Source organism: Coprococcus sp. RTP21281st1_F1_RTP21281_210402, from assembly GCF_040915325.1.
Lineage (GTDB): Bacteria > Bacillota > Clostridia > Lachnospirales > Lachnospiraceae > Coprococcus > Coprococcus aceti.
This window is the reverse complement of record NZ_JBCPDQ010000006.1, coordinates 235,750-261,563: the sequence shown is the minus strand read 5'-3', so window position 1 is coordinate 261,563 and position 25,814 is coordinate 235,750. Positions and strand designations below refer to the sequence as shown.

Below are 25,814 nucleotides of genomic sequence, written 5' to 3'. Positions count from 1 at the left end.
GGTTTTTTATTGTAATCCTTATCGTTTCCACTTACACTATTCTCCCCAGCATAGCTGGGGGATTAGGATTTTTCATTCATTTCCATGACCGCTGAATACCATATTCCTTTCCAAAACGTTGAGTACCGTGTTGTTTCCATCCTTCAATTGCATTATTCATAATGTTTGCGATTCCTTTGCTTTCCCACTGTTTCATCTCACCTGTCCGATGCAGTGCATCATCAAACAAAAGCTTTGTACATACATCATCGTCTTCATAATCATCAAGAAACGCCTGGATAATTCCTGCATTTGTATCTTCCGGCATAAATTCTTTCTGCAGTTTCTTCGCTTCTTCTTCAATCTCTTTTGTAAAACTAAGGTATATATTTCCCTGTTGATAAATCACCATAGCCTCTGCCCATGCCTGTACAATATAAGCTTTGCTCTCTTCTTCATTGTTCAGAATATGAACTTCTGCTTTTGTTACATCTGTCATAATCGGGGCAAATCTCCTGTTTCTGGTTCTGTCTAATGGAAGAAAATTAAGATTATTCGATGTTCCGCAGAATACGCACTGTCGTGGTCGGTCCTCTGGGTAAACCTCATAAGGAACTTTGTAAGTTTCTTTCTGTCTGCTTAAAAACGATTTAATCTGTTCAATGTTCTATGCAGTCACAGTTGCTTTCATTTCTCCCATCTCTATAATCCAATGGTTCTGTAATTTCCGGTAAATATTTTCATCATCCAGGTGAACCAGATTGTCACTGAACCAATCGTCATTTATCGCCAGATATTTGAAAAAAGTAGATTTTCCGGCTCCCTGACTTCCTACCAGACAAAGCATAATATCATACCTTATTCCCGGTTCATATATCCTGGATATTGCTGCCAGCATGTGCATTTTCATCACACCAATCGTATAACTGTTCTTGTCAGCTCCCAGAAACCGTGTCAGTAAATTCTCAATTCGTGGAACACCGTCCCATACCAGGCTCTCCAGATAGTCCCGAATCGGATGACACTTATTTTCATTGGAAACAATATCCACTCCTTTTTTATTACTCGTTCACTTGTGATCTCATGATTTTCTTCCAGATACATCTTCAGATTACTATCGTCTGTATCTGTCACTGTGAGGATCTCGCTTCTCCGTTCCCAGGGCACCTCTTTCACAATGTCCATTCTGCCGGAAAGCTCATTTCGTTTAATTGCTTTTTTCAACACTGGATCTTTTTGTAATACTGTTACGCAGTTTCTGATAGCTCATATCCAAAAAGTCCAATGTCTTCGCTTCACTGACTGAACCATCCAGTAAAATCGTGATCCAGTGCTGTTTATTCATATGGTATCCTGGTAAAAATCCATAAGTCTGAATAATCATGCTGGTCATTTCTGGATCGCACTTTACGTCCATGATGGCAACCAGATCATTTCCCTCTAATCCCAACTTAGATTTCTCAACTGTCATGAATACTGCATACCATTTTCCATTTTTATGACGAAGTACAACACTGTCTGGAGATTTACTCCATAAATATTCTGGAACTGTACCGTACTGTTTCTGCACGTATTCAAAGATTTCTTCCGTCTTCACAATCTTTTCAACTCCTGATTCTTCTGATATCCTGCCCATAATCATACCACATTTTCGTATCCCGTACTACCTGCCAAATTCTTTTGCATTTTCCCGGTTCTCCTGACTTTAACTAATAGAGGGGTAAAACAGCAGCAAGGACAGGAAGTGAGGATACACTTCCGGAAAATCCCAATTTAGGGTACCCTGCCCTGAATTGAAAAACGCTGAAAGCAACGATACTACTGCCCTCTCAGAAAGGAGAAACTGCTAATGGCTGAAAGAAAAAGAAACAAAGAAATTCATTTTTATGTCACAGAAGAAGAACGAAAGCTAATCCGCAGGAAGATGATAGAATCAAAAACCAAGAACATGGGAGCTTATCTGCGTAAGATGGCAATCGACGGCTACATCGTCAACACAGATACAACTCCTCTGAAGAAACAGTATGAGGAAATGCACAAGATTGGCATAAATATCAACCAGATTGCAAAAAAGGTAAATACCACCGGAGATCTATATCCGGAAGAAATGCAAGAATTGAAAGAGATGGTGAAAGAACTATGGCATATATTAAGATCTTCCCCATTAAAGTAACAGACAAGAAAGCTCTGGACTATATCACGAATCCAGACAAGACTGATGAAAAACTGCTGGTTTCCAGTTTTGGCTGTTCCCCGGAAACTGCTGATCTCGAATTTTCCATGACTAGAGAAATGGCAAAAAAGAATGGAATGGACAAAGGTGATAACCTGGCATTTCATCTGATCCAGTCATTTAAACCTGGAGAAGTTGATGCCGAAACTGCCCATCGCTTAGGACAGCAATTTGCAGCCGAAGTACTGAAAGGAAAATATGAATACGTGATCAGTACCCATGTTGATAAAAAGCACATTCATAACCATATCATCTTCAACGCTGCAAGCTTTGTTGATCATCACAAGTATGTTTCCAATAAGCGGAGCTACCATAAACTCTGCAGAATCAGTAATCGTATCTGCCTGGAAAATGGACTTGCCACCAGTATGCCAACCGGAGAAAAAGGAAAAAGCTATAAAGAGAACATGGAATATCATCGTGGCACCAGTTGGAAAGCCAAGCTACGTGTTGCAGTTGATAAAGCAATCTGGACTTCCATCAACTATGAGGAATTTCTACAAAAAATGCAGTTAGCTGGATATGAAGTCCGGCAGGGAAAGCATCTTTCTTTCCGTGCACCGGAACAAAAAAATTTCACTTATATGAAATCTCTGGGAAGTTATTATACGGAAGAAAACGTCCGCATCCGCTTAGCTAAAAATCGTAGCAAAGTGAAAACTCCAAAACATCTGTCCAGAGAAGCTCGCCTGTATATCAATATCTCCACGTATGTAACGACTGGCAATCGAGAAGGATTTGAACATTGGGCAAAACTCAATAATCTAAAAGAGGCAGCCCGCACCTTCAACTATCTTTCAGAAAATAACCTACTGAATTATGAGGATTTCAGGCAGCATGTTTCTGATGTTGATGCTTCTGTTAAAGCGGCTGATCAGAGAATAGCACACATCACCAGTGAGCTAAGCACGCAGAAAGTCATTCAGAAACACTGTGATTCTTACCGGCTCTGCCGTAAAGTGATAGAAGATTGCAAATCTGCAAAAAATCCAAAAGAATACCGTTCCAAGCATCTGGCAGAATACCAACTCCACGATTCACTAAAAAAAGAGCTTCAGGATCTCGGTGTTACCAAAATCCCTAGCTCTGAAAAAATCCAGAAGCGGATTGAAAATCTTGAATCTGAACAAGCTGCTACCGTCCGGGAAAAACAGAAATTACAGAAAAAGCAGAAAACACTGGATATCATTCAGCAAAATTTCTCTGTGCTGCTCGATGCTCCTGAAATCAATTCAGACTTACTTCCGGCAAAACGGGAACCTGTTTCTGTCACAAGAGATAAATAAGATTGCACTGACAACTCAATTATTCTCTTCCAAATCTTCCCAAGGTTTCAGACCCATTTCCTCCCAGGTGACACCATACGGTGCACCTCCGGAGGTAATTCCATTCTGAATGTCTCTCAGGATACGTTCTTCATAACTCTTTTCACGCTTTTCAACAATTTTATAAAATTCTTCATATTCCGTTTTAGGAGCAAGCGATTGAACTGCCGTAAACAAACTTTTGCATATATCATTCATTTCAGTAGCATCCGGCATTCGCTGATTCTCAAGATAAAACTTCAAGTGCATTTTGTATGTTTTATCTGCTATTGCACTCTTCTGTTTTTGTTTTAAGTCTTTATAGCTTCTGTCGTTCCTCTGCATCTACAATTCCTCATCTGCCTTCTTTCTCCCGTGCCATCAAAAGCATTTTTTCAAAAGACTGAGCGAATCTTTCATCATCTTCCTCCGTCCGCTTCTTCGGTCCCTTGACATGACATTTACGGGAACTTCTTCTGGCTTTTTTACTCAGGTGACGTTCCATTAGCATCTGATCAATATTATCATCCGTGTACCATTTACCTGATTGATGAATAGCATAAGCACCTTTTCCCAATGCCATTGCAGCCACACCATAGTCCTGTGATACGACAATATCTCCTTTATGGCAGATACTAATCAGTTTATAATCTACTGCATCTGCTCCTGCACCGACAACAACAACTTTACTATAAGTCGATGACAGAACATGGTTTGTATCACACAACAACATTACCGGAACACTATTATCTTTTGCAATCTTTTCAATGATCGCAACCACTGGGCAGGCATCTGCATCAACAAATATTTGCATCTTTCTATTTCTCCTCTGAACCATTATAAGAATAAGCTCTGCTGTTCGTATTCTGCCTCTCGTTTTAGCTGAACCGGTACCTGATGCAGAATTTGCTCCATTTTCCTGTCATCGAACCAATCTTTCAGCTGTCCTTTTTCCAATATCAGCGGCATACGATCATGTACTTTTATCATAGATTCATTGGCTGCTGTAGTCATAATCACAAATCGTCGTTCATTCTCAAACCAATCACAGAAGCCAGCCATATACAATACTGGTGCATCATATCTGGAAAATGTATTTTTCTCTTTTAACCGATTCCATTCATAGAACCCACTTGCCGGTATCAAAATGCGGTGATAGAGGATTCCATTTCGAAAAGAAGGTTTGTCCATAACAGATTCTGCTCTTGCATTTATAACCAGATTCTTTCCTTGTGACAATGGATATCCCCACTTGCAAACATCCAGTTTCAATCCATGTTCTGATTTTTCAATGATCGGTGCTACATTGGTTGGAAAGATATCTCCTGCAAAATGTTCCTGCCGGATCCGTTGGTCTATATCATGCACTACTTTTTCGATTTCATCTGCCATATCAGAATCAATATAATATCTACCACACATAATACTTCCTTCACTTATAGATTCTATTTCATCAAATATACATCATTTATTTCTAGGCACTTTAAACTCAGTTAATCTATAATTTTGAATCCACCCCATACATTCTTCACCATCTTCATTCTCCCAAATTATCTGTCGCCACTTTTTATATTTATCTATAATTCTAACAACTTTCCCTTCCTCAAGCTTTTCAATTACAATCGAATGGCAGTCATGCTTCAGTCGTACAATAGATTCTCTATTAACGATTCTATATTTAGTCGTATTTAGCTCCTTCGCATCATATCCCATTCCAACGATGTAATAATTATTGACTTGTTGTGTATAATTGTAATTATTTATCGTTGTTGCTGAAGAATTCGTAACTCCCAAAACAACTGATATAATCGTAATAATAAAGTTCAGCCATTCTCGTATTTCTTTAACATCTATCGTTCGTTTTTCTTCTATTGGCAAATTCTGCTTCTCTTTATTTATCGAAAGATTCGTTGCTCTTTCATATTCCGATGCAATAGTTTCTGACACCGTATCAATATCCCATTCTTCGGATTCTGAGAAAACTTGATCGGTAACTCTTCCCAATAAATTTATATGAGGCTTCTGGCATAATGGTGGAAGCCTAACACCATAAATTAACAACACCATATTGAAAAAACACTTGTGTCCTTTAATGTATTAACTGCGAAGAAAAACACAAAAGGAGTATTCACAAGTGGCTTCAGTTAATACATTATGCAAAAGTGTCCTTAATGTCAAGAACACAGTTATAAAAAATTGTAATCTTTACTCTGATAAGAATGGAGTTAAACATATTCGTATCCAAGCAAGACCTAATAAATGGCACGAGAACGACTGCCCATTCTGCCATAAATCATGCCCTGTTTATGATAAACATTCCAGTAGTATAATGCCGAGATATTACGAAGATAACTCGTAGAAAATGCAAAGTCCAGTCGCAAGTTTAGACACGATATTGCTCTTAACAGTCGTATAAAATCAACATTTGCAGGGATTTATCAAATTCCGACATACCGTCTTAGAAAATGAATAATCCCTCGCAATTCATTATGAACTACGAGGGACTGCTTACTGACTGTTAAAGCGGTAGCCGATCTCACGAACACTATCTATGGAAAAGTGAGAGTTTGTATCACAAAGTTTTTTACGAAGATTCCGAATGTGAAAGCCTACGGTATCCTTTTCATTGCCTGCTGATATTTCGCCCCACACCTTATCATAAATCTGCTCGTATGTAAGAACACGACCTTTATTGGCTGCGAGCAAGCAGAGTATATCGTACTCTTTGACGGTCAGTTCAATTTCCTGACCGTTATTGATAACTCTGCGCCGGCTCAAATTGATTTCTAAGCCGGAAAGGGATAATGTCGGCTCATATGAAATCTCTAATTTTTCAAAATCAGGGTGCTGTTTTACAAAAGCCAGCATATCGTCAAAGGCTGTTGAGTCTTGTGCTTTGAACTCCATTATTACGATTCGTCCGATATTATCACCCCCCTTGGTTAGTTTTTTTGTCTTGGACAACATAAGATTTATTGCGTGAGATAATACGATTCATCAATCGTTTTCAGAATAAAATTCACATCGTCATAACGAGAGGAATCGGACTGAGAGCCTAAACTGCATATCAAAAACTCTTTTCCGTGCTGCTGATAAAGCACAATCAAGTTATAGTCGTCAGACAGAGAGCCAGTCTTAATTCCGCATACATTTTCGTTGTAATATTCGGATGTCGGATCAAGGAAGGCGTTTGTATTCTGCCATATTTGTGTACTGCCATCAGGCAGTGTTGCCGTATAAGTGTTTTGAGATACAATTTCTCTAAACCACGAGTATTCCAACAACCGATATACTACTTCTTTCAAATCTAAAGTGGTGGTAAGTGCCTCCATATCAAAACCACTCGGATCATATAAAACTGTGTCTAAGTACCCCTGCTGTTGCAAATGCAGGTTTAAGTTCTCCATGAAAATCCTCACACGCTCTTGACAGCTTTCTGCTTGCGGCGAAAGTAATCCTCCACAATAATCAGCAACCACATAAGCTGCGTCATTCCCTGACGGTACTAACATTGCCGCAAATAGATTGTGTAAAAAGTATTCTTTTTCCTTGATTTGAGCAACAGACGAGCCAGGTTTCGTGAGTGAAATAGCACCATAGTCTGCAACAACGATACTATCAAGGTCTGCTAAAGTTGACGCATACTCAATAACAAACAGCTTGGCTAAACTTGCAGGAATTTGTGGCTCGTTCTCGTTTTTTGAAACAAATATTTCATCATCAGAACAATCCACCAAAATCAGCGATTTTGCATTATAAGAGTCAGGAAAATCTTCTTTGTAGAGAAAACCATTTATTTTATTCTTTACCTCTCTGAAATTTTCCGGCTGCATTGCCCACGGCACAAACATTATACCTATGCCGATACAAACTACAAGCAAAAACAAAAATACTCCAAATCGTTTTTTCTTACGGCGTTTTCTCTGCATATATGTGCTCACCTCCCAACACCAAAACTCCTATGTGCCATTTTTAATCGGCATAATTTGCCTGAATACACTCTGTAAATCCAGACGGATCTCCCAACTTAGCTTTATCAATATTATCACGAAGATATTTGCGTGTGGCGTCATCACAGCGATCTGTTCCCATATAAGGCATATCAAAGGCTTTTTCGAGTTCAGCTAAGGCTTTTGCCGCCCTTTCCGAATCCGTATTGTAAGTATCAAGCCATTCCTGCATCCAAGAATATTCCCAAAGGTTAGATGCTCTTGTATCGCCATATCCTATCTGAAAAGACGCTCCCGTATCTTCGCCTTCCAAAGCATCAGGCGGCGTAAAGCCCTCCGGCCAATTCAAACTCTCAATGGTCGTTAGGTATTCTTCTTCAATGGTAGCAAAGTCCGTGAAACCTCTTGTGTTTGTGTCGGAGTCCGAAGAAGTGGAGCAGCCTGCCAGCATAATCACCAGCAAAGAAATCATAACACACAATAACAGTCTGTACGGTCTTTCGGATTTTGAGATTGTTCGTTTCATTTTGTTTCCTCCTTGAATTGAGTTTTATTATCTAAGAGCCAATGCAGGCTCTAATTTTGCTGCTTTCAATGCTGGTAATAATCCGCCCAATAATGCTGTAAGCACAGACACAGCAACTGCAACAACAGCAACGCTGATTGGATAACTCGGTGTTCCCACCGGGGAATCCACAGGGAGCAACGCTCCAATACAATGCACCAAAATCAGCGAAATCAAAATAGCTGCAAAGCAAACGAATATTGATAAAATCAACTGTGAGCCTAAAACCAATGCCACAATATTTGTTCGTGAAGCACCTATCGCTCTGCGGATCAGCAACTCATGTGTGCGCTGTTCCAATGAAGATAGTCCGATATTGATCTGCCCTAATACGGAAACAAACAGCAACAAAAGCGAAGTAACCAAAAGCCCTAATTGCAGTATGGACAATACCGAATCATAGGTATCTCCAATATCACTCCGCCCAGCACTTTCCCAGTAACCGCCAATGGTATCAGTCAAAATGTCGCCAAGGGCAGAATGTATCTGTTCGATTGTCAGTCCTGTTGTGGGATGCCAATACACATTTGCATTTTGTACTTGCCACATTGCTGGTGCGAAATTGAGGATCGCCGCAGAATCCGCATAGATAGTCGGAAAATCCCTGCCATCGTTTACTACTCCGACAATATTGAATGGGGTTAACGAAAGTGTGCTTTTTACATTTCCTGCAGCATAGGGCGAATCATTAAAATAGTTTTTAGCTTCTTTGTTTATGACCACTTCAAGCGATCCGCCCTCACTCGAAGGCTCTAACCATCTACCGGATGTCATTGGAAGATTATAGACTTGACTATATGCCTCCGTGGTGCAAACTAAATCAAAAGCCATCAGGTTTTGGTAAACATCATTCGGCGGTATTGGCGTTAAATCTTTCATTGGTGCAAATCGAATATCTTCTCCCATAGAAAAAGTAACAGCGGCTACATCATCAATGGCTTCAAATCTCTGGAATAATTGTTCCATTTTATTTCTATCGTGAAAATCGGATTCCGTTATCACGAATGAGTAAGTAGGTGACCAGCCATATACCTGTGCGTTTACGGAAATCAAATACTCCCGTCCAAGCGTACCAACTAATACCGATCCAAGCATTGCGATAATGCCTACAAGCATTGAAACACTTGTCAGAATACTTCTAAGTGGAGACAGACGAAGGTCTTTAAGTATCATTTTTAGCACAAGTTATCCTCCCTCCATCCATTTCAAAAATCGTATCACAGGTATCTGCAATATCAGGATCGTGCGTAACCAACAGCAGCATAATTCCATTTTCTTTTACGACGCTGTGCAACAGTTCCATAATCTGCGTTCCCGTCTTTTTATCCAACGCTCCCGTAGGCTCATCACATAAAATGGCTTCCGGAGATACTGCAAGCGCCCTTGCGATTGCAACTCTTTGTTGTTCACCGCCGGACAAATTGATTGGGTAATCATTTTCCTTGCTTTCTAAGCCGACACTTTTTAGCAAGCCTGTAATTATCTCGTGACGCTGTTTGGCGGTAAACGACTTTTTGGCATAGAGTAGGGGTAATTCGATATTTTCCCATACCCGCAAGTGCTTAATCAGAGAGTAGTTCTGAAATACAAATCCGATATTATTGGCTCGCAGTATAGACAGATCACGGTCTTTCAAAGCAGAAATAGATATACCATCATAAAGGTACTCGCCCTCATATTCCCGATTTAACAAGCCAATAATGGATATAAGGCTTGTTTTGCCTGAGCCGGACTTTCCGACAATGGCATAACTGCGCCCTCGTTGCAATTCCATATTAGCGTTGGTTACTGTTGTCAGCATATCGCCATTATTCAATTTGACGCTTGCTTTCAAATCCTTTATTTTGATTAAAGTCTTTTCGGAAATTCCTTTCATTTTATCAAATCCCCCTCGGATCAAGGTTTGGCGGAGTAGCAGAAACTACATCGCCCTCCTCTAAGCCGGACAGTATTTCTATATTGGCTCCGTCTGTCACACCCAATGTCACTTTTGTTTCCACTCTTTCTCCATTCGGAGTAATTACAGTAACCAATCCCGTCCCTTGTCTACCCGCTATTACCGACAGCGGCAATATAAGGACATCATTTCTCGTTGTCGCCGTTATGACTACCGTTGCACTTTGCCCCGATTTCACATCGACTGTTTGACTGATCAAGCATTGCAGAATGCCCTCTTGCGGCACGATTCCCGTAAACGCATTTTCATCTGCGGCAGGCGACACCACGGCAATCATATCGGTTGGTCCTACACCATCATATACTTGAAATTTTGCTTTCAACTCTGCATACTCCGGTAAGGTACTCAAAAAATTATCTGCCTCTACATTGAGGGCAAATCCTGTATAATGCACTATCGCTACGGGATAATTACTCGGTACGCTTTCATTGGATGGGGCAATAGAGGTAATTGTACCATCCACCGGAGATTTCAATTCTTTGCCGTTCACAGTTCCAATAATTTGCCCGGCAGTGATTTTTTCTTCTAATTCTACCGCTGTATTAAATATGCCATTTTCGGGTGAGAAAATAATAAACGGTACTGCCGGAACAATAGTCGTTTGCGTTGAAACGGTTGGAGTAATTGTCCCTCGTACAACTGATACCGTTTTTTCTGCGGATGTTGCGCTATCTGTAAGATTGTTTTCGTCTGTCTGCCCAATTGCAGAGCAGGCAGATAGCGTAAATACAAGAAACAAAATAGAACATAGCAGCATTTGTTTTCTTAGCAACTTCATCATTCCTCCTTATGCTGTATCACAAAAAATACGAGCCTCTATCTTGATACTTTTATTGTACCAAAACAGAAGCCCGTATTTTCTTGATTGCTCGTAAGATATTCCTCTTTTTTTCTATGCAAATTCTTACAATTTTCCTACGCCAACGGCAAAGTAATTGAAAACTTGTTTTGATCCTCTTGGCTCTCTGCAACGATTGTACCATTGTGTAGTTCAACAATCTGCTTTGCAATCGCCAAACCTAATCCAGCTCCTCCACTGCTTGTACTTCTCGCTGCGTCAAGCCGATAAAACTGCTCGAAAATCCTGTTTAACTTTTCTTCCGGCAGAGTATCGCCGTGGTTACAAAAAATAATGCTGACCGTATCTTCCTGACATTGTGCGCTGATCGTGATATCCGTATTTTCAAAACTGTAGATAACCGCATTTCTCAAAAGGTTATCAAAAACACGCTGAATTTTGTCTGCGTCACATCGAAGCATTATATCATCATCAACACAAAGATTACATTGCAAATTCTTTGATTTGAGCATAGGCTTAAATTCATATACAAGTTGCTCCAGCAGGCGAGTTAAATTGATTTTCGTGTATTGTAATGTAATATCGTATATATTGAATCGTGTTATCTCGAAAAACTCGTTAATCAGATCCTCTAACCGTTCTGCCTTACCAAGAGTGATTGAAAGGTACTTTTCTCGAAGTTCCTTTGAGATTTGCGACTCATCACGCAGTAAAGTAAGATACCCGATTACAGAAGAAAGCGGTGTTTTCAAATCGTGTGCAAGATACATAATCAGGTCATTTTTTCGCTGCTCATTTTCTTTTGCAAGCCTTGCATTACTTTCAGCCTCTTGTTTTAACTGATTGATGTTAGCGGCGATTTCACTCAACTCCGGGGACATTTCAATGTAACTGACATTCTGATCGAACATTTTTCCTGTCGCAGCCTGTACCTCGTACACATAGGCGACTACTTTTTTCAAAAGTAGGTATGTCATGTATATAATACAGCCACCCCACACGATTACAGCCACTATATAAAGATATACTGTTCTGTAATACAAGTAATAATACAAAACATACTTGCGGAGAATTTCCTCTGCCATAATTCCTAAAAGAAAAGTACCGCCAAAAATAAGCACAGAGCAAATCGCACATTGAATTACATACCCTTTGAACAAGGTAGAGAGCAGATAGTTTTTTTCTTTTTTATTCAATTTCATACCCTACCCCCCAAACAGTTTTAATGAACTTCGGATTTTTTGAAGGTTCATTCAATTTTTCCCGAAGCCGCCCAATGTGCGCCATTACCGTATTGTTACTGTTGCGAAGATACTTTTCTTTCCACACGGCTTCAAATAATTCCTCCGAGGCGACAACTTTACCCTGATGTTCGCACAGATACCACAGAATAGAAAACTCCAACGGAGTCAAGGCTATTTCTTTGCCATACAAGTAGCACTTGTGGCTGACTCTGTTTATCAGTAGACCTCTGATGTCATACTCGTCTTTTTCTTCGGATTGGCTCAAATTAGGACTGTTATAGCTCTGATAACGCCTTAATTGCGTCTTTACTCTTGCCACAACCTCTAAAGGATTAAACGGTTTCGTTATATAATCATCCGCACCAATCGTAAGCCCCATAATCTTGTCGCTATCCTCAATTTTGGCGGTAAGCATAATAATAGGGAAGTAAAACTTTTCCCGAATTTTTTGGCAAAGTCGAAAACCATCAATATCCGGCAGCATAATATCAAGTATCGCTAAATCAATCTGCGACTGTTTGATACATTTCATCGCCTCTAACCCATTATAACATTTATATACTGAATAACCATCGTTACTCAAATACACTTCAAGCAGATCAACGATTTCTTTTTCGTCATCCACAATTAAAATCTTCTTGTTCATTGATCCTACACCTCATTTTCGGGTACGGCTTCCATTATGTCGCCAAAATCACACTCTAAGTATTCGCATATATTCAACAGCACGGGAAGGGTAACATTTTCATTTTTTCCGAGTTTCGCAAATGTACTTTTGCTTGCCCCGACCGCTTCTCGTAATTGACTCTTTTTCATTCCCTTGTCAATCAGAAGTTTCCAAAGTTTGTTGTACCGTACTTTCATTTCCGCACCTCCACCCAAATATAGTTTGTATTATAGCACTTTGAGAGTGAAATCGCAATTATTAAGTCTGTATTTTGAGACTTTTAGTTTTCAAACCGGCACAATATCTTTCTGATATGTAATCCAACCGCCTGCAAAATGCAGGCGGCTTGTGTATTTTAATAGGCAGGTGCGCCGTAGCCAAGAATCTCGTAATAACCGATAGAATACTCATTGACTCGGCAACTGTCGCCGGAGTTGCCCTCGACCGTATAAACCTTGCCGTTTTCGACCTTTTGAACAATACCCGTATGGTCGGATAATCCATCCTGACCACTTTCGTCTGCCCAATCGAAGAAAATAATCATTCCGGGGGCAGGCTCGGCGCTGCCATCCAGCCATTGTCCACGATCCTTAAACCATTGTACTCCGTTGACACAGCCTGCATATTTTGGGATAACTCCAGCGTCGATATAGCCGCACTCGTTGGCACACCAAGATACAAAGCAAGCACACCATTCTACACGGGAGTTAAAACCGTACCACGACCAATACGGCTGACCGCCCACATTGCCAACCAGAGAGAGTGCAACGGTCACGATCTGTCCGTCGCCGCCTGTAATGCCGTAAAGCACCTGTGACCAAAGGTAATTGTTTTCATCTGCAAGCAGTTCAGCGAGGTAGCCTTTCTGTTCTTCGTTAAAACCATATTGCGCCGCCATTTCCTCGGCAGTCTTGTGGCTGACGGTAATATACAGATAGGTTTGTGTGACCGTGCTTTCAGTTTCCACGATATTACCGTGTCCGTCATCGGTTTCGGTAATAACTGTTTCGGTCTTGCTCTCTGTTCGGGAAGATATTTGATTCATCTCCCAAAAGATGTCTTTTAAGAGTTGCTTTTTGCCATCGTCCATTGTGGCAACCTCTTGGGGGTTATCTTGATCCGTATTCGTTTTTACAGAGTAAACGGCAAGCACCTCTTTCCAAACGGCTCTGCTGCCACTCATTTCAAGAACATCATAGGATACCGAGTTCTTTTCCTCTTGCAGCTTGGTATCGTATCTGCAAGTGCTCCGGCAATCATAGCCTTTACCCTGATATCCTCCAGCATAAGAAGTTCTTTCACACCAAACTCTTCGCCAAATACATCCTGATATCTCCGTAAATCATCCAAAAGATATTCCGGTTTTAAATCTCTATCAATTTCCCTCCTTTTGTCTTCACCATATAAACACCAATCCATATTCTTTTCTCCTCCAACTTCAAAAAATTGGGGACTGCTCTGCACAGTCCCCATAAGCCATCGTTTTCTTTTCACTTTATAATGCTGTAGCAAGATCTCTCGCCTTACTCTTTGGGATTGTATCCGTCCCTTTTGCCTTGATTTCTGCCTTAGCTTTCTCCAATCTTCCATGGATTCCACCTTTTACTTCCGCTTTTTCGGCTACTTTTTCTTTCTCCAGACGTGCTTCCCTGCGCTCAGCATTTTCCAATACTGCGGTCTTTTTGTCACAGAACTGAACCTTATCAGAAAGCTGTTCCTGTCTTTCCACTTGTGTCTCATTGACTTCCTGTACCATCGCATTTAATTCTGGAACCTGTAAAATACCGTTATCCGGGAGAATCAGCACTTCATGAACGGAAGATGGGATGACAAAGTAATCACTTCCCAGGCATTCCCCAATCTGTTTTCGAATATCTTCCTGCAGTAACAGGGAAGCTCCATTCATCTTAGATTCATTGGTAAGGCAGAACATTGGATTCTCCACAGTTTCCATATCCAGTTTTTCATTCAAAAGATTCTTCGGTGTTCCTCCAAAAATCATAGATTCGATAATCTGTGTCATATCCACCAGTTGCACGCCTCTGTTCTTATCTGCCATCATCGCATCTGCCTGAATCTGTTCGACAGATACTCCCCATTCGTTCATCAGAGAAACAGTTACTGGAATACTGCTGATTCCCTCTCCATTTTCCTCCAGATTTACTGCATAATAAGCTGCAAAATCTCCGTGTTCTGTGACTACTTTGTCTGCCAAACGATCGGTATTCCATTCTTTGTCACAAATTCTCATCTGTAATTTGTCCTTCATCTTTTCATAATCAAGAATATCCGGAACTCCCATATCAAAAAATTCTGCTTTACCCTGTGCTTCAATACGCATATCAGCTACATCCCCAACACAAGAATCTACATCTTTCCCATTGATATATTCCTGGTAGAGGGAATCCAGATAGACCGTCGGTACGATTCTCTGATCTCCGTTTGGAATCGTAATACCTGTCAGCTTCAAACCGTTGTTTTTTTCTACTTCCTGAAGTTTAATTTCTGCGTCCCTGTAAGACTCTGGCAGATACTCCTTTACATTGTCTTTGACATATTCATAAAATTCTTTTCTGTTCATCATACGCTTTTACCCCTTTCTGATCATGTGATGGTTCATTCTTTTTCTGCTGACCATCTGCTCAGCTTTCTTCTGATAAGCCATCATTCTCTTTAAAGTTTTCTCCTGGTTTTTTCGTGCTTCCTGTCTTTTTTCCATTGCTTTCATCATAGTTTTCTGTTCCTTTCTGTGATTTTGTGTATGAAAAAGGGAGCCTCACATAGAAGCTCCCAATCATAACCGTTGGTTTCCTTATTTGTTTTTCCTTTTTCTGCTGATATAAAGTCCTGCCATACCTCCTGTGGAGATTATCAGAAGCAGGATCGGCAGCCAGATATTTGTGCTGTCACCTGTTTTTGGTGCGTTTGATACCTTCGTCTCTTCATGGGACTGTGGTGTATCCGGTGTGTTCGGTGTTTCTGGAACTTCCGGCTTCTCATTTGTCAGATTAAAGGTAACTTCTACAACTGTAAGTGTTTCATTACTGTCATCACAATCACGATATCCAAATCCTGCGGATACATCAGACTGTGGATCGGCATCAACGATTAACACTTTCATATTTTTTTGTGCTAATCCTACTGCTAAATTAGCTGTACATGCGGACTTTCCAGTTCCCCCTTTTTGGTTTACAATAGAAATAATTCTAGCCATTTTTTCATCACCTTTCAATCAATAAAAATGACCGAATCAGCTAAACAGATTTTCATCCATTACGAGCTAATTCGGTCCTGTTTTCGCTATTAAATTGTAATATCATCACTTTCGTGATACAGTAAAAGCATCTCAGATAAAAGCGAATATTTTCTTTCATCTGAATAAGGTTTTTATAAAAGATAGGCCTTTCCTTCATAAATTTGTTGATTCGTTGCAAGTTTTTTTCAGGACCAAATCGCCTCAACCCCTTGTATTTACTGGGTTTCCGTTGATTTAGTCTTATTTTATCATCATCATCTCCTTCCCTGATTCCTGTCCAGAACAGAATTTCAAATATCAGATAATCCTCACTCCCCGGCTCAATCCCGGCGATAAATCTGTCATATTCTGCTTTCGTCCAGAATTCCAGCTTATTTGCATCCGATTTCCCCATCTTTTTTACTTTCTTACATGGATTTTCCTTCAGATTGTAAATTTTCTGTGCATGGTTAAACAGTGCATTTAACTGATTCTGAATCATACGCTCATAAGTCTTGCTGTATCCTTTTTCCTGAATGGTGTTCTGCCACTGGATAATCTCTGCCGGTGTAATCTCATTCATTTTTCTTGTTCCAAAATACGGAACAATGTGCTTGTTCATCATGTGCTGCTTATTACGGATTGAATTTTCTTTCAGTTCATTCTTTTTATCTTCAAAATAGACTTGAATAAAACTGTTCATCTCCATTTTCATATCCGCTGCAGTTTTTCTTATGAATTCCTTTTCATAATTTAATGCTTCTTTCTTTGTCTTGAACCCTCTTTTCAGCTTCTGTGTTTTCTTTCCTGTCCAGTCAATATAGCGAAAGCTCACATACCAGGTTCCCTGTGTTTTGTCTTTGTAAGCTGACATCTTAAAACCTCCTTCATACTGCTCTCTGAGAGCATCCATAAAATTTTGTTTCCCAGTAGGGACGTGGAATCTTTCCACGAACTGCTACATATCCTTCCTTTGCCAGTTCATCATTGAGCTGCTTCAGAATAGAATATGTTTTACTGCGTTTCACACCTAATTCTTCCATGACATCATCAACGGTCATCATATAATTAGTTCTCATAGCGCCCTCCTTTCCAGTCATTTTTGTGACTCTTTCATTGTTCTCTTATAATAATTCACTTTTGTGAATTTCCCAACAAACATTTGCGAATTTATTTTTCCCATTCCATATCTATTGCTTGCGTATCGACAATTTGTTAAATCTCACTCTTTTGTATCATTCACTTTTGTGCTAGAATAGAAGCACAAATATTATTAAGGAGGCAGCATTATGGTTGGTAAAAAAATCCGGGCATTCCGGGAATTTAGAGGATACAGTCAGATACAATTAGCCGAGCTGTCCGGCATTAACGTAGGAACAATCAGAAAATATGAACTGGGAATCCGGAATCCAAAACCGGATCAATTAGAAAAGATAGCAACTGCACTAGGATTAAATGTAAGTGTTTTTCTGGATTTTAATATTGAAACGGTCGGAGATGTACTCTCTCTGTTGTTTTCTATTGATGATTCAGTGAACCTCTCACTCGTAGAAACGCCTGATCAGAAGATTTCACTGACATTCGATAATCCTACGATGCAGGACTTTTTCAGGAAATGGTGTCAATTTAAAAATGTCTATGAAAAGGAAAAAGCTGAAATATTAGCTATTGAAGATACTGATAAAAGACAGGAAGAACTGGATAAGCTGAACGCTACCCAGGAAGAATGGAAACTGCGTGCTATGGGAACTACGATAGGTTGCCATACTATCGTTAAGAAGGGTGCTGAAGGCAATGACATCAAGACATATGATTTGACATAAGGAGGCTTATTCTATGACATCTTATCCAGCCGGGGGAATAGTTCCACACTATACACAAGGTACAGAATTCTATAGCCATGATGAAGCTAAGGTTTTAGCAGAAACATATTACAGTATTGGAAATGATTTATATCAATCACTGCTCCCCAAACTCCAAACACAAACGCCTTCTCAAGAAGACATCTGGCGTTTGTACCCTGCATTTGTTAATCTGTCATTTTCCTGTGAAATAATTCTAAAACTCTTTTATGAAAATGATCATGGAAATATTGTCAGTGGCCATAAACTATATAAAGATCTCTTTAACAAATTATCCGATGATTCAAAAAAGATTATTTCGGACTTAACAATAAACGCTATGAAAGGTAACTCTGATTCAGATTACACTTATGAAATGTTTATTAGCGATTTAAAAAAAAGCGAAAACACTTTTGCTCATGAACGTTATTCATTTGAAATGATTCCTAGAAAATCACATAGTTTGCAATGTAGTTTTCTACTTACATTTTCACGTATGCCTTACTGATTTTAACAGGTAAGCGATTATATCTTATACGCAATCTCTGTCATCACAATTTCATCCACTCTATTTCTTATCGAATTCATCCTGCGTACCCATTCCATCTGATTACGGCTTTTCAAATCCTCACTAATACCTTCTACCGCCACTAGCTGCTTTGTGAGGCATTCTGCCATATTTTCTGCCTGTTCCTGTATATCGAGGCAGTGCTCTTTCAATGTACCCGTCAACAGCTTTCCTGTGTAAATGCCTTTATGATTATTTTTCAGAAAGCTCTCCCGGAGCATACCATACTTGGTTAGTGTCTGCTCCGGCTCCTCGTTTGTAAATATATTTGGAATTAAATAATCCCCTTCCGTCCTGTATGTAATATTCATTCATATGCCCCTTTCACTTTAAGACATTAAAGTATTATATTCGTTGTTAATACAGTTTTCAAGATTTATTTCATAATCATTCACAGCAACGAAACTCTCTGTTCTTCTCATATATTCTGTTCATAAATTCCTCTCTTTCTCCGACCATCCCGGTCTGTCTGCTCATTCCTTGCTCTTGCCTCTGCATTCTTCCTGTCTATCCTTTCCTGCATAGTTTCCTGTTCCGGTTTTCTCGTCAGATTCAGAAACTCATGCAGCAGATCCTTCTCCGTCAGAAACTTCTTCATTTCTTTTATACGATTTGTGAATTTCTCCACCCGTGTTTTCAGACAATCCACGGTCTTCTCAAGCTCGGCTATCTTTGCCCCATACTTATCCAGCAGCTTGTTTCTTGTAAGTGCTTTCTCAAATGTCGCCACGATCCTGCTCCATTCGGACTTCTTGACCTTGACATACTCCTCGCCGCCGAATATGGATTTGACAGGCGTTGCCGCTGCCTTTACTATCTTGACCTCTGCTGACACTTCCTTTGATATCTTGTCAATGCCATCAGCTCTGATGCCGTATGTATCTATTCTTTCCTGTTGCTCTTTTTCCTTTGTTTCAAGCAATTCTATCTGTCCGGTAAGCTCTACTGCACGTTCCTCCAACTGTTCCACATCGGCATTCAGTTTCCGGGCTTCCACCTTCAACTGTATATTTTCATGCCTCTGCTCCATATTATTTTCCTTAATCTTATCTGCCCGTTCTTCCAGACTCTCAACCTTCCGCATAGCCGCCTTGTACTCCGGCAAGGTCAGATTGTCACGACTGACTCCGAGAACGTCTATCTCTATTCCCTGCTCTCGGCAAAGCTCCGTCAGATATTCACGCTCCCTCTTCTGCCATGCAACAGTTTCATTCTCATTCCGGCTCTTTGCCTTATCGAATCCCATCTGCTGCAACGCCTTTGTCGTCTTTATACACACCCATTAAATCAACCCCTTTCAACAAACAAAGGTGTTAGCTAGGCTAACACCTTTGCTCAGAACTTATGCACAACTCATACCGTACCATCGCTCATTAAAATAAGCTCGTGATACTTTTCCGGGAATGGTGATGTAATTATTTGCTTCAAGCTCTGCATTCAGGCTTCTTATCATCTGATATGCTTTAGAGCGACTGATCCCAAGTAAGCCTATCAAATCATCAGCAGAATAATATATTTTCTCCATGCCATCACATCCTTTCCTTAAATTTATGTTGGGGCATTTATGCCGTTTGGTGTATGTTTTTTCCTCTCTGTATATATAATACCTTCTCCTCTATACACAGTCAAACGACCACAAAAGGCTGTAAATCTCCTCATAAACGAGTAGATTTTTCTTATCTCAAAAAAAAATCTGCTCATTTATGAGCAGAAAAAATAATTATAAAATTTTTATAAATTTTTATTTTTCGACGTTTTTCATTGCAGTAGTGGGCTTCGGCATCACCTGCTTTTGTGCCGGATACACATTCGGTAAAGATAGTAATAAACCACAAAAATAGCCGCCCACGTTTGGAAAACTAAGCGGCATTTTTGTCAAACTAATTTTCTTGGGCTAACCGTCTATCAGTAGCACCTTTTTCTGTATTCAAATTAACACGCATCTACGTGTATGTCAAAATATTTATCCCCTGTACCCTTAATATCCTATCCTTAGATCTTCCCTCTGAGATTTTTATGTCATTTGTAGGGTCAAAGCTTATTTTTTGCTCTAAAATAGGGTCAAAATAGGGTCAAAAACCATTTTCAAGCAGAAAAAAAGACCTCCGAGGGCGAACCCTCGAAGGTCTGAAAATTCTTTATTTATGCGGTTTATCAAAGATTACTCGATGATAGATGCAACTCTTCCTGAACCTACAGTTCTACCACCCTCACGGATAGCGAATGTAAGACCCTGGCTCATAGCGATTGGGTGGATGAGCTCGATTGTCATCTCTACGTTATCACCAGGCATGCACATCTCTGTACCAGCTGGAAGGTTACATACACCTGTAACGTCTGTTGTTCTGAAGTAGAACTGTGGACGATAGTTGTTGAAGAATGGTGTATGACGACCACCCTCGTCCTTTGTCAGAACGTAAACCTGTGCTGTGAACTTTGTATGACATGTAATTGAACCTGGCTTACAAAGAACCTGTCCTCTTACGATATCCTCTCTCTTGATACCACGAAGAAGGGCACCGATGTTATCACCAGCCTGACCTTCGTCAAGGAGCTTTCTGAACATCTCGATACCTGTTACTGTTGTCTTCTGGATCTCTGGCTTGATACCAACGATCTCAACTTCATCATTGAGGTGAATTACACCAGCCTCTACTCTACCAGTAGCAACTGTACCACGACCTGTGATTGTGAATACGTCCTCTACAGGCATGATGAATGGCTTATCTGTATCTCTCTGTGGATCTGGAATATATGAATCAATTGTATCCATAAGCTCCATGATCTTGTCTCCCCAAGGTCCCATTGGATCCTCAAGAGCCTTAAGAGCTGAACCCTTAACGATAGGACAATCATTGAATCCGTACTCCTCAAGCTGCTCTGTAACTTCCATCTCAACGAGCTCGATAAGCTCCTCATCGTCTACCATATCACACTTGTTAAGGAATACAACGATGTAAGGAACACCAACCTGACGTGAAAGAAGGATATGCTCCTTTGTCTGAGCCATAACACCATCAGTAGCAGCAACAACAAGGATAGCACCATCCATCTGAGCTGCACCAGTGATCATGTTCTTAACGTAATCAGCATGTCCTGGACAGTCAACGTGTGCGTAATGTCTCTTCTCTGTCTCGTACTCAACGTGAGCTGTAGAGATAGTGATACCTCTTTCTCTCTCCTCTGGAGCCTTATCAATGTTCTCGAAATCTGTAGCTGTGTTACCAGCAACTCTCTCTGAAAGAACCTTTGTGATAGCAGCTGTAAGAGTAGTCTTACCGTGATCTACGTGTCCGATTGTACCGATGTTACAATGTGGCTTACTTCTATTAAACTTTTCCTTTGCCATGATATAAAATCCTCCTTAAAAATTATACCCCACGCGGGTTACTCGGCTAAAAATCATTATATAGAAAATACTAGAGATTTTCAACCATTTTTTATCTCTTTATACCAGCAGGCTAACGATATGTAATCTTTAACCTGCCAGCATATATAATTTTTTATTTATATGACCTGAAAGACCAGGAAAATGTCTTTCGTCAAATATCTTACTTAGAATGCTCTGCGATAACCTTCTCCTGAATGCTCTTTGGACACTGAGCGTACTTCTCAAAGAACATTGAGTAGTTACCACGACCCTGTGTTGATGAACGAAGCTCTGTTGAGTATCCGAACATCTCTGCAAGTGGAACGAATGCTCTGACGATCTTACCACCGCCGATATCATCCATACCCTCGATCTGGCCTCTCTTAGCATTTAAGCTTCCGATTACATCACCGAGGTACTCCTCAGGCATTGTAACCTCAACCTTCATGATAGGCTCAAGAAGAACTGGGTCAGCCTTAGCCATAGCCTCCTTGAATGCCATAGAACCAGCGATGTGGAATGCCATCTCTGATGAATCGACCTCATGGTATGATCCATCGTATACGTTAGCATAAACACCAAGTACTGGGTAGCCGCCAAGGATACCAGCCTTAGCTGCCTCTTCGATACCCTCTCCAACTGCTGGGATGTACTCCTTAGGAATAGCACCACCGACAACTGTTGACTCGAACTTGAATGTCTCCTCACCGTTAGGATCCATAGGCTCGAACTTAACCTTACAATGACCGTACTGTCCACGACCACCTGACTGCTTAGCATACTTGCTGTCGATATCAACTGGCTTTGTGAATGTCTCCTTGTAAGCAACCTGAGGTGCACCAACGTTTGCCTCAACCTTGAACTCACGGAGAAGACGATCAACGATAACCTCAAGGTGAAGCTCACCCATTCCGGCAATAATTGTCTGTCCTGTCTCTTTGTCTGTATGAGCCTTGAATGTAGGATCCTCCTCAGCAAGCTTTGCGAGTGCCTCACCCATCTTACCCTGATCATTCTTGGTCTTAGGCTCGATAGCAAGCTCGATAACTGGCTCTGGGAATTCCATTGACTCAAGGATAACTGGATGCTGCTCATCACAGATTGTGTCACCTGTAGTTGTAAGCTTGAAACCTACAGCAGCTGCGATATCTCCTGAGTAAACCTTATCAATCTCTTTACGAGCGTTGGCATGCATCTGTACGATACGTCCTACACGCTCCTTCTTATCCTTTGTTGCATTCAGTACATATGAACCTGAGTTCAGTGTACCTGAGTAAACTCTGAAGAATGCAAGCTTTCCAACGAATGGATCTGTCATGATCTTGAATGCAAGAGCTGAGAATGGCTCATCATCTGATGAATGACGAACAACCTCGTTACCGTCTGGATCAACACCTGTGATATCAGGGATATCTGTTGGTGCTGGCATGTACTCGATAACACCGTCAAGCATCTTCTGAACACCCTTGTTCTTGTAAGCTGAACCAAGGAATACAGGAACTGCCTCACATGCGATAGTTGCTCTACGAAGAACCTTCTTCATCTCATCGATTGATGGCTCCTCGCCCTCAAGGTACATCATCATTAAGTCGTCATCTAACTCGCAGATCTTCTCGACAAGGTTCTCATGCCACTTGTCTGCAAGCTCCTTAAGGTCATCAGGGATAGTTGTGATCTCGATGTCCTCGCCCTTATCATCTTTGTAGTAGTATGCTTCCATCTCGAACAGATCGATCAGACCGATGAAGTCTGACTCTTTTCCGATAGGGATCTGTACTGGAATTGCATTCTTGCCCAGACGATCAATGATTGTCTGAACTGAGTAGAAAAAGTCTGCACCCATTTTATCCATCTTGTTGATGAATGCCATACGAGGTACATTGTATGTGTCAGCCTGACGCCATACGTTCTCTGACTGAGGCTCTACACCAGCCTTAGCATCGAATACACCTACAGCTCCGTCAAGTACACGAAGTGAACGCTCAACCTCAACAGTGAAGTCAACGTGTCCCGGAGTATCGATGATGTTGATTCTGTGCTCTAACGCGCCAGCCTTTGGTTTGTGATGATCCTCAAGTGTCCAGTGACATGTTGTAGCAGCTGAAGTAATTGTTATACCTCTCTCCTGCTCCTGCTCCATCCAGTCCATGGTAGCTGTACCGTCATGAGTATCACCAATCTTATAGTTAACACCAGTATAGTATAAGATACGCTCTGTAAGAGTTGTCTTACCTGCATCGATATGAGCCATAATACCAATGTTTCTTGTTCTGTCCAATGGATATTCTCTTCCAGCCAACGGATTGTCCTCCTTTTGCTAATTTTCGTAACACATCTATTGTGTCCCATATACACATAAGCATGCATGCAAATGCATTCTCACACAGATAATTAGAATCTGTAGTGAGCGAATGCCTTGTTTGCCTCTGCCATCTTGTGCATGTCTTCTTTTCTCTTTACAGATGCACCTGTGTTGTTAGCTGCATCCATGATCTCCTTCGCAAGTCTCTCTTCCATAGTCTTCTCACTTCTTGCACGTGAGAAAGCTGTTAACCAACGAAGTCCGAGAGCCTGTCTTCTGTCAGGTCTTACATCGATAGGTACCTGATATGTTGCACCACCGATACGTCTAGCCTTAACCTCGAGGAGTGGCATGATGTTGTTCATAGCCTCTTCGAATACCTCTAATGCAGGCTTACCAGTCTCTTCTGCGATACGATCAAATGCACCGTAGACGATCTTCTGTGCTACACCCTTCTTACCATCTAACATAATGTTGTTGATAAGCTTTGTAACGACCTTATTGTTGTAAATTGGATCCGCTAATACGTCTCTCTTTGCGATATGTCCTTTACGTGGCACGGTTCTTCCCTCCTTAATTATTTATTAAATCTTCGGTACTCACATTCTCTCTATAATTATGGAATGTGTTCGTGCTGTTATCTGTCTTAATTGTTTCTATCTGAATTATTATCTATATAAAAACATGACCTTACCAGCACAAATTAGAATTGTGTTCTAGCATGTTTTATTTTGCATCCTTAGGACGCTTTGCACCATACTTTGAACGAGCCTGACGTCTCTTTGCTACACCTGCTGTATCAAGAGTACCTCTGATGATATGGTATCTTGTACCAGGTAAGTCCTTTACTCTTCCACCACGGATAAGTACAACGCTATGCTCCTGAAGGTTATGACCCTCACCTGGGATATAACTTGTTACTTCGATTCCGTTTGAAAGACGTACTCTGGCGATCTTTCTAAGAGCTGAGTTAGGCTTCTTAGGAGTAGCTGTCTTAACTGCTGTACAAACTCCTCTCTTCTGTGGTGAGCTTGTCTCTACTGGCTTCTTCTTGAGTGAGTTGAAACTTCTCTGAAGAGCTGGTGCAGTTGACTTCTTCTCTACTGTCTGTCTTCCTTTTCTAACTAACTGGTTAAATGTTGGCATGTTTTCACCTCCTGTATATAAATTAAAAATGATAAAGCATGTTTTTACGCATGCTTTATCATTATATAGTCGAGTATTTTCTCTGTCAAGCATTTATTTGACAAATATTTTCTTAACGAACTCAAAGACTCTCTCTGTTTCCATTGCCAGTCTGGCTTGATCAAATTCTGTATAACCTTCATTTACAAGAAACGCCTGTCCCATTATATATTTGTGCATTTCCTCATTTATCTGATCTGCAACAATCTCATCACAGTGAAGTGTATCAACTAACATCTTCTCTGTCCTGGTATCCTTAAACAGTCCATGTCCCGAGTCATTGTCTGCAACGAGCTGTCTGAACAATACCCTCTCACTGTCTGCAAACTCACAGACAATAGTGGTCTGGCTGACATAATCCGCATTCTCTTTCTTACACAGACTTGTCTTCAGGGAACCGTAAACCTCATTTATACGCTCTGTTGTAATCTCTATAACGGCTCCCATATCAACAAAATTCTCATATATTGGTTGTGTTGAACAGGAAATCTCTTTTGCCAGTTTTCTTGCTGTTATTGCGGCAATTCCTTCTCTTCTGGCAAGGTTATACGCCGCTTCTAATATACCTTCTTTATTGATTTTCTTTACAGCAGCCATATTATTCCATTTCTTTCT

The 25,814-nt window shown here is 40.6% G+C and carries 32 protein-coding genes and 2 pseudogenes; 4 read left to right on the top strand and 30 right to left on the bottom strand.

Going from position 1 to position 25,814, the window contains the following annotated elements; translation table 11 throughout:
- Window positions 1-76 precede the first annotated feature (76 nt).
- Together AB5150_RS10805 and AB5150_RS10800 are read right to left on the bottom strand one after the other, a co-directional pair.
- Window positions 77-1,030, bottom strand: a pseudogene (locus AB5150_RS10805) (VapE domain-containing protein).
- A gap of 156 nt (window positions 1,031-1,186) precedes the next feature.
- On the bottom strand, window positions 1,187-1,576 hold the full coding sequence (locus tag AB5150_RS10800; protein WP_368291860.1) for an MmcQ/YjbR family DNA-binding protein: 390 nt from the start codon (window positions 1,574-1,576) through the stop codon (window positions 1,187-1,189).
- Between the two features lie 252 nt (window positions 1,577-1,828).
- Between AB5150_RS10800 and AB5150_RS10795 the strand changes: the two genes are divergently transcribed.
- Window positions 1,829-2,152 carry a MobC family plasmid mobilization relaxosome protein gene (locus tag AB5150_RS10795; protein ID WP_012744273.1) on the top strand — a complete coding sequence of 108 codons (324 nt, stop codon included), beginning with the start codon at window positions 1,829-1,831 and terminating at the stop codon, window positions 2,150-2,152.
- A complete protein-coding gene (locus tag AB5150_RS10790; RefSeq protein ID WP_015514505.1) occupies window positions 2,119-3,498 on the top strand; it encodes a relaxase/mobilization nuclease domain-containing protein in 1,380 nt (459 codons plus the stop codon). Before AB5150_RS10795 ends, AB5150_RS10790 begins: the two co-directional genes overlap by 34 nt.
- Before the next feature lie 15 nt (window positions 3,499-3,513).
- Here AB5150_RS10790 and AB5150_RS10785 read toward each other — a convergent pair whose 3' ends face one another.
- From AB5150_RS10785 to AB5150_RS10690, 20 genes and pseudogenes are all read right to left on the bottom strand, one after another.
- The gene (locus tag AB5150_RS10785) at window positions 3,514-3,861 is read right to left on the bottom strand and encodes a hypothetical protein (protein WP_173728246.1); all 348 of its coding nucleotides are present in this window, start codon (window positions 3,859-3,861) and stop codon (window positions 3,514-3,516) included.
- Window positions 3,862-3,871: 10 nt separating this feature from the next.
- Window positions 3,872-4,330 (bottom strand): YaiI/YqxD family protein, encoded by a 459-nt coding sequence (locus tag AB5150_RS10780; protein WP_015514506.1) that lies wholly within the window; start codon window positions 4,328-4,330, stop codon window positions 3,872-3,874.
- 23 nt (window positions 4,331-4,353) lie between these two features.
- A complete protein-coding gene (locus AB5150_RS10775; RefSeq protein WP_012744277.1) occupies window positions 4,354-4,938 on the bottom strand; it encodes an SOS response-associated peptidase in 585 nt (194 codons plus the stop codon).
- 42 nt (window positions 4,939-4,980) lie between these two features.
- Complete coding sequence (locus AB5150_RS10770; protein ID WP_015514507.1) at window positions 4,981-5,583, bottom strand: hypothetical protein; 603 nt, start codon at window positions 5,581-5,583, stop codon at window positions 4,981-4,983.
- Window positions 5,584-6,024: 441 nt separating this feature from the next.
- Window positions 6,025-6,423, bottom strand: a complete 399-nt coding sequence (locus tag AB5150_RS10765) for a winged helix-turn-helix domain-containing protein (protein WP_015514508.1) — start codon at window positions 6,421-6,423, stop codon at window positions 6,025-6,027.
- Window positions 6,424-6,488: 65 nt separating this feature from the next.
- A complete protein-coding gene (locus AB5150_RS10760; RefSeq protein WP_012744280.1) occupies window positions 6,489-7,445 on the bottom strand; it encodes a D-alanyl-D-alanine carboxypeptidase family protein in 957 nt (318 codons plus the stop codon).
- Between the two features lie 43 nt (window positions 7,446-7,488).
- Window positions 7,489-7,992: a hypothetical protein gene (locus AB5150_RS10755; RefSeq protein ID WP_015514509.1), complete on the bottom strand. Its 504-nt coding sequence runs from the start codon at window positions 7,990-7,992 to the stop codon at window positions 7,489-7,491.
- A gap of 27 nt (window positions 7,993-8,019) precedes the next feature.
- Complete coding sequence (locus AB5150_RS10750) at window positions 8,020-9,204, bottom strand: ABC transporter permease (RefSeq protein WP_117456454.1); 1,185 nt, start codon at window positions 9,202-9,204, stop codon at window positions 8,020-8,022.
- Window positions 9,194-9,907: an ABC transporter ATP-binding protein gene (locus tag AB5150_RS10745; RefSeq protein ID WP_004853372.1), complete on the bottom strand. Its 714-nt coding sequence runs from the start codon at window positions 9,905-9,907 to the stop codon at window positions 9,194-9,196. The genes AB5150_RS10750 and AB5150_RS10745 overlap by 11 nt, the downstream gene beginning before the upstream one ends.
- Window positions 9,908-9,911: 4 nt before the next feature.
- Window positions 9,912-10,766 carry a hypothetical protein gene (locus AB5150_RS10740; RefSeq protein ID WP_226841040.1) on the bottom strand — a complete coding sequence of 285 codons (855 nt, stop codon included), beginning with the start codon at window positions 10,764-10,766 and terminating at the stop codon, window positions 9,912-9,914.
- A 137-nt stretch (window positions 10,767-10,903) separates the two neighbouring features.
- Complete coding sequence (locus tag AB5150_RS10735; protein ID WP_008703821.1) at window positions 10,904-11,989, bottom strand: cell wall metabolism sensor histidine kinase WalK; 1,086 nt, start codon at window positions 11,987-11,989, stop codon at window positions 10,904-10,906.
- The gene (gene vanR, locus AB5150_RS10730) at window positions 11,976-12,677 is read right to left on the bottom strand and encodes a VanR-ABDEGLN family response regulator transcription factor (protein ID WP_004853366.1); all 702 of its coding nucleotides are present in this window, start codon (window positions 12,675-12,677) and stop codon (window positions 11,976-11,978) included. The genes AB5150_RS10735 and vanR overlap by 14 nt, the downstream gene beginning before the upstream one ends.
- A gap of 5 nt (window positions 12,678-12,682) precedes the next feature.
- Window positions 12,683-12,895: a helix-turn-helix transcriptional regulator gene (locus AB5150_RS10725; RefSeq protein WP_008703822.1), complete on the bottom strand. Its 213-nt coding sequence runs from the start codon at window positions 12,893-12,895 to the stop codon at window positions 12,683-12,685.
- Window positions 12,896-13,053: 158 nt separating this feature from the next.
- A pseudogene (locus tag AB5150_RS10720) lies at window positions 13,054-13,935 on the bottom strand (CHAP domain-containing protein); the annotation flags it as partial.
- On the bottom strand, window positions 13,878-14,117 hold the full coding sequence (locus AB5150_RS10715; protein ID WP_368291856.1) for a hypothetical protein: 240 nt from the start codon (window positions 14,115-14,117) through the stop codon (window positions 13,878-13,880). The gene AB5150_RS10715 and the pseudogene AB5150_RS10720, both read right to left, overlap by 58 nt.
- Window positions 14,118-14,193: 76 nt before the next feature.
- The gene (locus tag AB5150_RS10710; protein ID WP_118342922.1) at window positions 14,194-15,282 is read right to left on the bottom strand and encodes a DUF5688 family protein; all 1,089 of its coding nucleotides are present in this window, start codon (window positions 15,280-15,282) and stop codon (window positions 14,194-14,196) included.
- Between the two features lie 58 nt (window positions 15,283-15,340).
- A complete protein-coding gene (locus tag AB5150_RS10705; protein ID WP_368291855.1) occupies window positions 15,341-15,496 on the bottom strand; it encodes a hypothetical protein in 156 nt (51 codons plus the stop codon).
- A gap of 14 nt (window positions 15,497-15,510) precedes the next feature.
- A complete protein-coding gene (locus tag AB5150_RS10700; RefSeq protein ID WP_368291853.1) occupies window positions 15,511-15,912 on the bottom strand; it encodes an AAA family ATPase in 402 nt (133 codons plus the stop codon).
- A 52-nt stretch (window positions 15,913-15,964) separates the two neighbouring features.
- Window positions 15,965-16,885 (bottom strand): Arm DNA-binding domain-containing protein, encoded by a 921-nt coding sequence (locus AB5150_RS10695; RefSeq protein WP_368291852.1) that lies wholly within the window; start codon window positions 16,883-16,885, stop codon window positions 15,965-15,967.
- Window positions 16,821-17,012: a DNA-binding protein gene (locus tag AB5150_RS10690; protein ID WP_368291851.1), complete on the bottom strand. Its 192-nt coding sequence runs from the start codon at window positions 17,010-17,012 to the stop codon at window positions 16,821-16,823. Before AB5150_RS10690 ends, AB5150_RS10695 begins: the two co-directional genes overlap by 65 nt.
- A gap of 210 nt (window positions 17,013-17,222) precedes the next feature.
- Between AB5150_RS10690 and AB5150_RS10685 the strand changes: the two genes are divergently transcribed.
- Window positions 17,223-17,756, top strand: coding sequence for a helix-turn-helix domain-containing protein (locus tag AB5150_RS10685; protein WP_368291850.1), 534 nt, complete (start codon window positions 17,223-17,225; stop codon window positions 17,754-17,756).
- A gap of 13 nt (window positions 17,757-17,769) precedes the next feature.
- Complete coding sequence (locus tag AB5150_RS10680; RefSeq protein ID WP_368291849.1) at window positions 17,770-18,282, top strand: hypothetical protein; 513 nt, start codon at window positions 17,770-17,772, stop codon at window positions 18,280-18,282.
- Window positions 18,283-18,299: 17 nt separating this feature from the next.
- On the opposite strand, the gene AB5150_RS10675 is transcribed toward AB5150_RS10680, so the two are convergent.
- From AB5150_RS10675 to AB5150_RS10640, 8 genes are all read right to left on the bottom strand, one after another.
- Window positions 18,300-18,653 carry a TnpV protein gene (locus AB5150_RS10675; protein ID WP_368291848.1) on the bottom strand — a complete coding sequence of 118 codons (354 nt, stop codon included), beginning with the start codon at window positions 18,651-18,653 and terminating at the stop codon, window positions 18,300-18,302.
- Window positions 18,654-18,760: 107 nt separating this feature from the next.
- Entirely contained in the window at window positions 18,761-19,588 is an 828-nt protein-coding gene (locus tag AB5150_RS10670) for a hypothetical protein (protein WP_368291847.1), read from the bottom strand.
- Between the two features lie 96 nt (window positions 19,589-19,684).
- Window positions 19,685-19,867 carry a hypothetical protein gene (locus tag AB5150_RS10665; RefSeq protein ID WP_055271913.1) on the bottom strand — a complete coding sequence of 61 codons (183 nt, stop codon included), beginning with the start codon at window positions 19,865-19,867 and terminating at the stop codon, window positions 19,685-19,687.
- Window positions 19,868-20,503: 636 nt separating this feature from the next.
- On the bottom strand, window positions 20,504-21,691 hold the full coding sequence (gene tuf / locus AB5150_RS10660) for an elongation factor Tu (RefSeq protein ID WP_055147771.1): 1,188 nt from the start codon (window positions 21,689-21,691) through the stop codon (window positions 20,504-20,506).
- Window positions 21,692-21,893: 202 nt separating this feature from the next.
- Window positions 21,894-24,011 carry an elongation factor G gene (gene fusA / locus AB5150_RS10655; RefSeq protein ID WP_071849530.1) on the bottom strand — a complete coding sequence of 706 codons (2,118 nt, stop codon included), beginning with the start codon at window positions 24,009-24,011 and terminating at the stop codon, window positions 21,894-21,896.
- 92 nt (window positions 24,012-24,103) lie between these two features.
- A complete protein-coding gene (gene rpsG, locus AB5150_RS10650; protein ID WP_004850607.1) occupies window positions 24,104-24,574 on the bottom strand; it encodes a 30S ribosomal protein S7 in 471 nt (156 codons plus the stop codon).
- A gap of 166 nt (window positions 24,575-24,740) precedes the next feature.
- Entirely contained in the window at window positions 24,741-25,160 is a 420-nt protein-coding gene (gene rpsL, locus AB5150_RS10645) for a 30S ribosomal protein S12 (RefSeq protein WP_004850608.1), read from the bottom strand.
- Between the two features lie 93 nt (window positions 25,161-25,253).
- Entirely contained in the window at window positions 25,254-25,796 is a 543-nt protein-coding gene (locus AB5150_RS10640; RefSeq protein WP_368291846.1) for a hypothetical protein, read from the bottom strand.
- Window positions 25,797-25,814: the final 18 nt, after the last annotated feature.

What these genes read in the sequence shown, in the direction of transcription:
- AB5150_RS10685 (WP_368291850.1), top strand. Translation starts at nt 17,223, where the DNA reads ATGGTTGGTAAAAAAATCCGGGCATTCCGGGAATTTAGAGGATACAGT.
- AB5150_RS10760 (WP_012744280.1), bottom strand. Translation starts at nt 7,445, where the DNA reads ATGCAGAGAAAACGCCGTAAGAAAAAACGATTTGGAGTATTTTTGTTT.
- AB5150_RS10765 (WP_015514508.1), bottom strand. Translation starts at nt 6,423, where the DNA reads ATGGAGTTCAAAGCACAAGACTCAACAGCCTTTGACGATATGCTGGCT.
- AB5150_RS10670 (WP_368291847.1), bottom strand. Translation starts at nt 19,588, where the DNA reads ATGGGATTCGATAAGGCAAAGAGCCGGAATGAGAATGAAACTGTTGCA.
- rpsL (WP_004850608.1), bottom strand. Translation starts at nt 25,160, where the DNA reads ATGCCAACATTTAACCAGTTAGTTAGAAAAGGAAGACAGACAGTAGAG.
- AB5150_RS10690 (WP_368291851.1), bottom strand. Translation starts at nt 17,012, where the DNA reads ATGAGAACTAATTATATGATGACCGTTGATGATGTCATGGAAGAATTA.
- tuf (WP_055147771.1), bottom strand. Translation starts at nt 21,691, where the DNA reads ATGGCAAAGGAAAAGTTTAATAGAAGTAAGCCACATTGTAACATCGGT.
- AB5150_RS10700 (WP_368291853.1), bottom strand. Translation starts at nt 15,912, where the DNA reads ATGGCTAGAATTATTTCTATTGTAAACCAAAAAGGGGGAACTGGAAAG.
- AB5150_RS10725 (WP_008703822.1), bottom strand. Translation starts at nt 12,895, where the DNA reads ATGAAAGTACGGTACAACAAACTTTGGAAACTTCTGATTGACAAGGGA.
- AB5150_RS10790 (WP_015514505.1), top strand. Translation starts at nt 2,119, where the DNA reads ATGGCATATATTAAGATCTTCCCCATTAAAGTAACAGACAAGAAAGCT.
- AB5150_RS10775 (WP_012744277.1), bottom strand. Translation starts at nt 4,938, where the DNA reads ATGTGTGGTAGATATTATATTGATTCTGATATGGCAGATGAAATCGAA.
- AB5150_RS10715 (WP_368291856.1), bottom strand. Translation starts at nt 14,117, where the DNA reads ATGGATTGGTGTTTATATGGTGAAGACAAAAGGAGGGAAATTGATAGA.
- AB5150_RS10785 (WP_173728246.1), bottom strand. Translation starts at nt 3,861, where the DNA reads ATGCAGAGGAACGACAGAAGCTATAAAGACTTAAAACAAAAACAGAAG.
- AB5150_RS10780 (WP_015514506.1), bottom strand. Translation starts at nt 4,330, where the DNA reads ATGCAAATATTTGTTGATGCAGATGCCTGCCCAGTGGTTGCGATCATT.
- AB5150_RS10750 (WP_117456454.1), bottom strand. Translation starts at nt 9,204, where the DNA reads ATGATACTTAAAGACCTTCGTCTGTCTCCACTTAGAAGTATTCTGACA.
- AB5150_RS10705 (WP_368291855.1), bottom strand. Translation starts at nt 15,496, where the DNA reads ATGATTGGGAGCTTCTATGTGAGGCTCCCTTTTTCATACACAAAATCA.
- AB5150_RS10770 (WP_015514507.1), bottom strand. Translation starts at nt 5,583, where the DNA reads ATGGTGTTGTTAATTTATGGTGTTAGGCTTCCACCATTATGCCAGAAG.
- AB5150_RS10710 (WP_118342922.1), bottom strand. Translation starts at nt 15,282, where the DNA reads ATGATGAACAGAAAAGAATTTTATGAATATGTCAAAGACAATGTAAAG.
- AB5150_RS10680 (WP_368291849.1), top strand. Translation starts at nt 17,770, where the DNA reads ATGACATCTTATCCAGCCGGGGGAATAGTTCCACACTATACACAAGGT.
- AB5150_RS10745 (WP_004853372.1), bottom strand. Translation starts at nt 9,907, where the DNA reads ATGAAAGGAATTTCCGAAAAGACTTTAATCAAAATAAAGGATTTGAAA.
- AB5150_RS10665 (WP_055271913.1), bottom strand. Translation starts at nt 19,867, where the DNA reads ATGGAGAAAATATATTATTCTGCTGATGATTTGATAGGCTTACTTGGG.
- AB5150_RS10795 (WP_012744273.1), top strand. Translation starts at nt 1,829, where the DNA reads ATGGCTGAAAGAAAAAGAAACAAAGAAATTCATTTTTATGTCACAGAA.
- AB5150_RS10735 (WP_008703821.1), bottom strand. Translation starts at nt 11,989, where the DNA reads ATGAAATTGAATAAAAAAGAAAAAAACTATCTGCTCTCTACCTTGTTC.
- vanR (WP_004853366.1), bottom strand. Translation starts at nt 12,677, where the DNA reads ATGAACAAGAAGATTTTAATTGTGGATGACGAAAAAGAAATCGTTGAT.
- AB5150_RS10740 (WP_226841040.1), bottom strand. Translation starts at nt 10,766, where the DNA reads ATGAAGTTGCTAAGAAAACAAATGCTGCTATGTTCTATTTTGTTTCTT.
- AB5150_RS10640 (WP_368291846.1), bottom strand. Translation starts at nt 25,796, where the DNA reads ATGGCTGCTGTAAAGAAAATCAATAAAGAAGGTATATTAGAAGCGGCG.
- AB5150_RS10675 (WP_368291848.1), bottom strand. Translation starts at nt 18,653, where the DNA reads ATGAATATTACATACAGGACGGAAGGGGATTATTTAATTCCAAATATA.
- AB5150_RS10755 (WP_015514509.1), bottom strand. Translation starts at nt 7,992, where the DNA reads ATGAAACGAACAATCTCAAAATCCGAAAGACCGTACAGACTGTTATTG.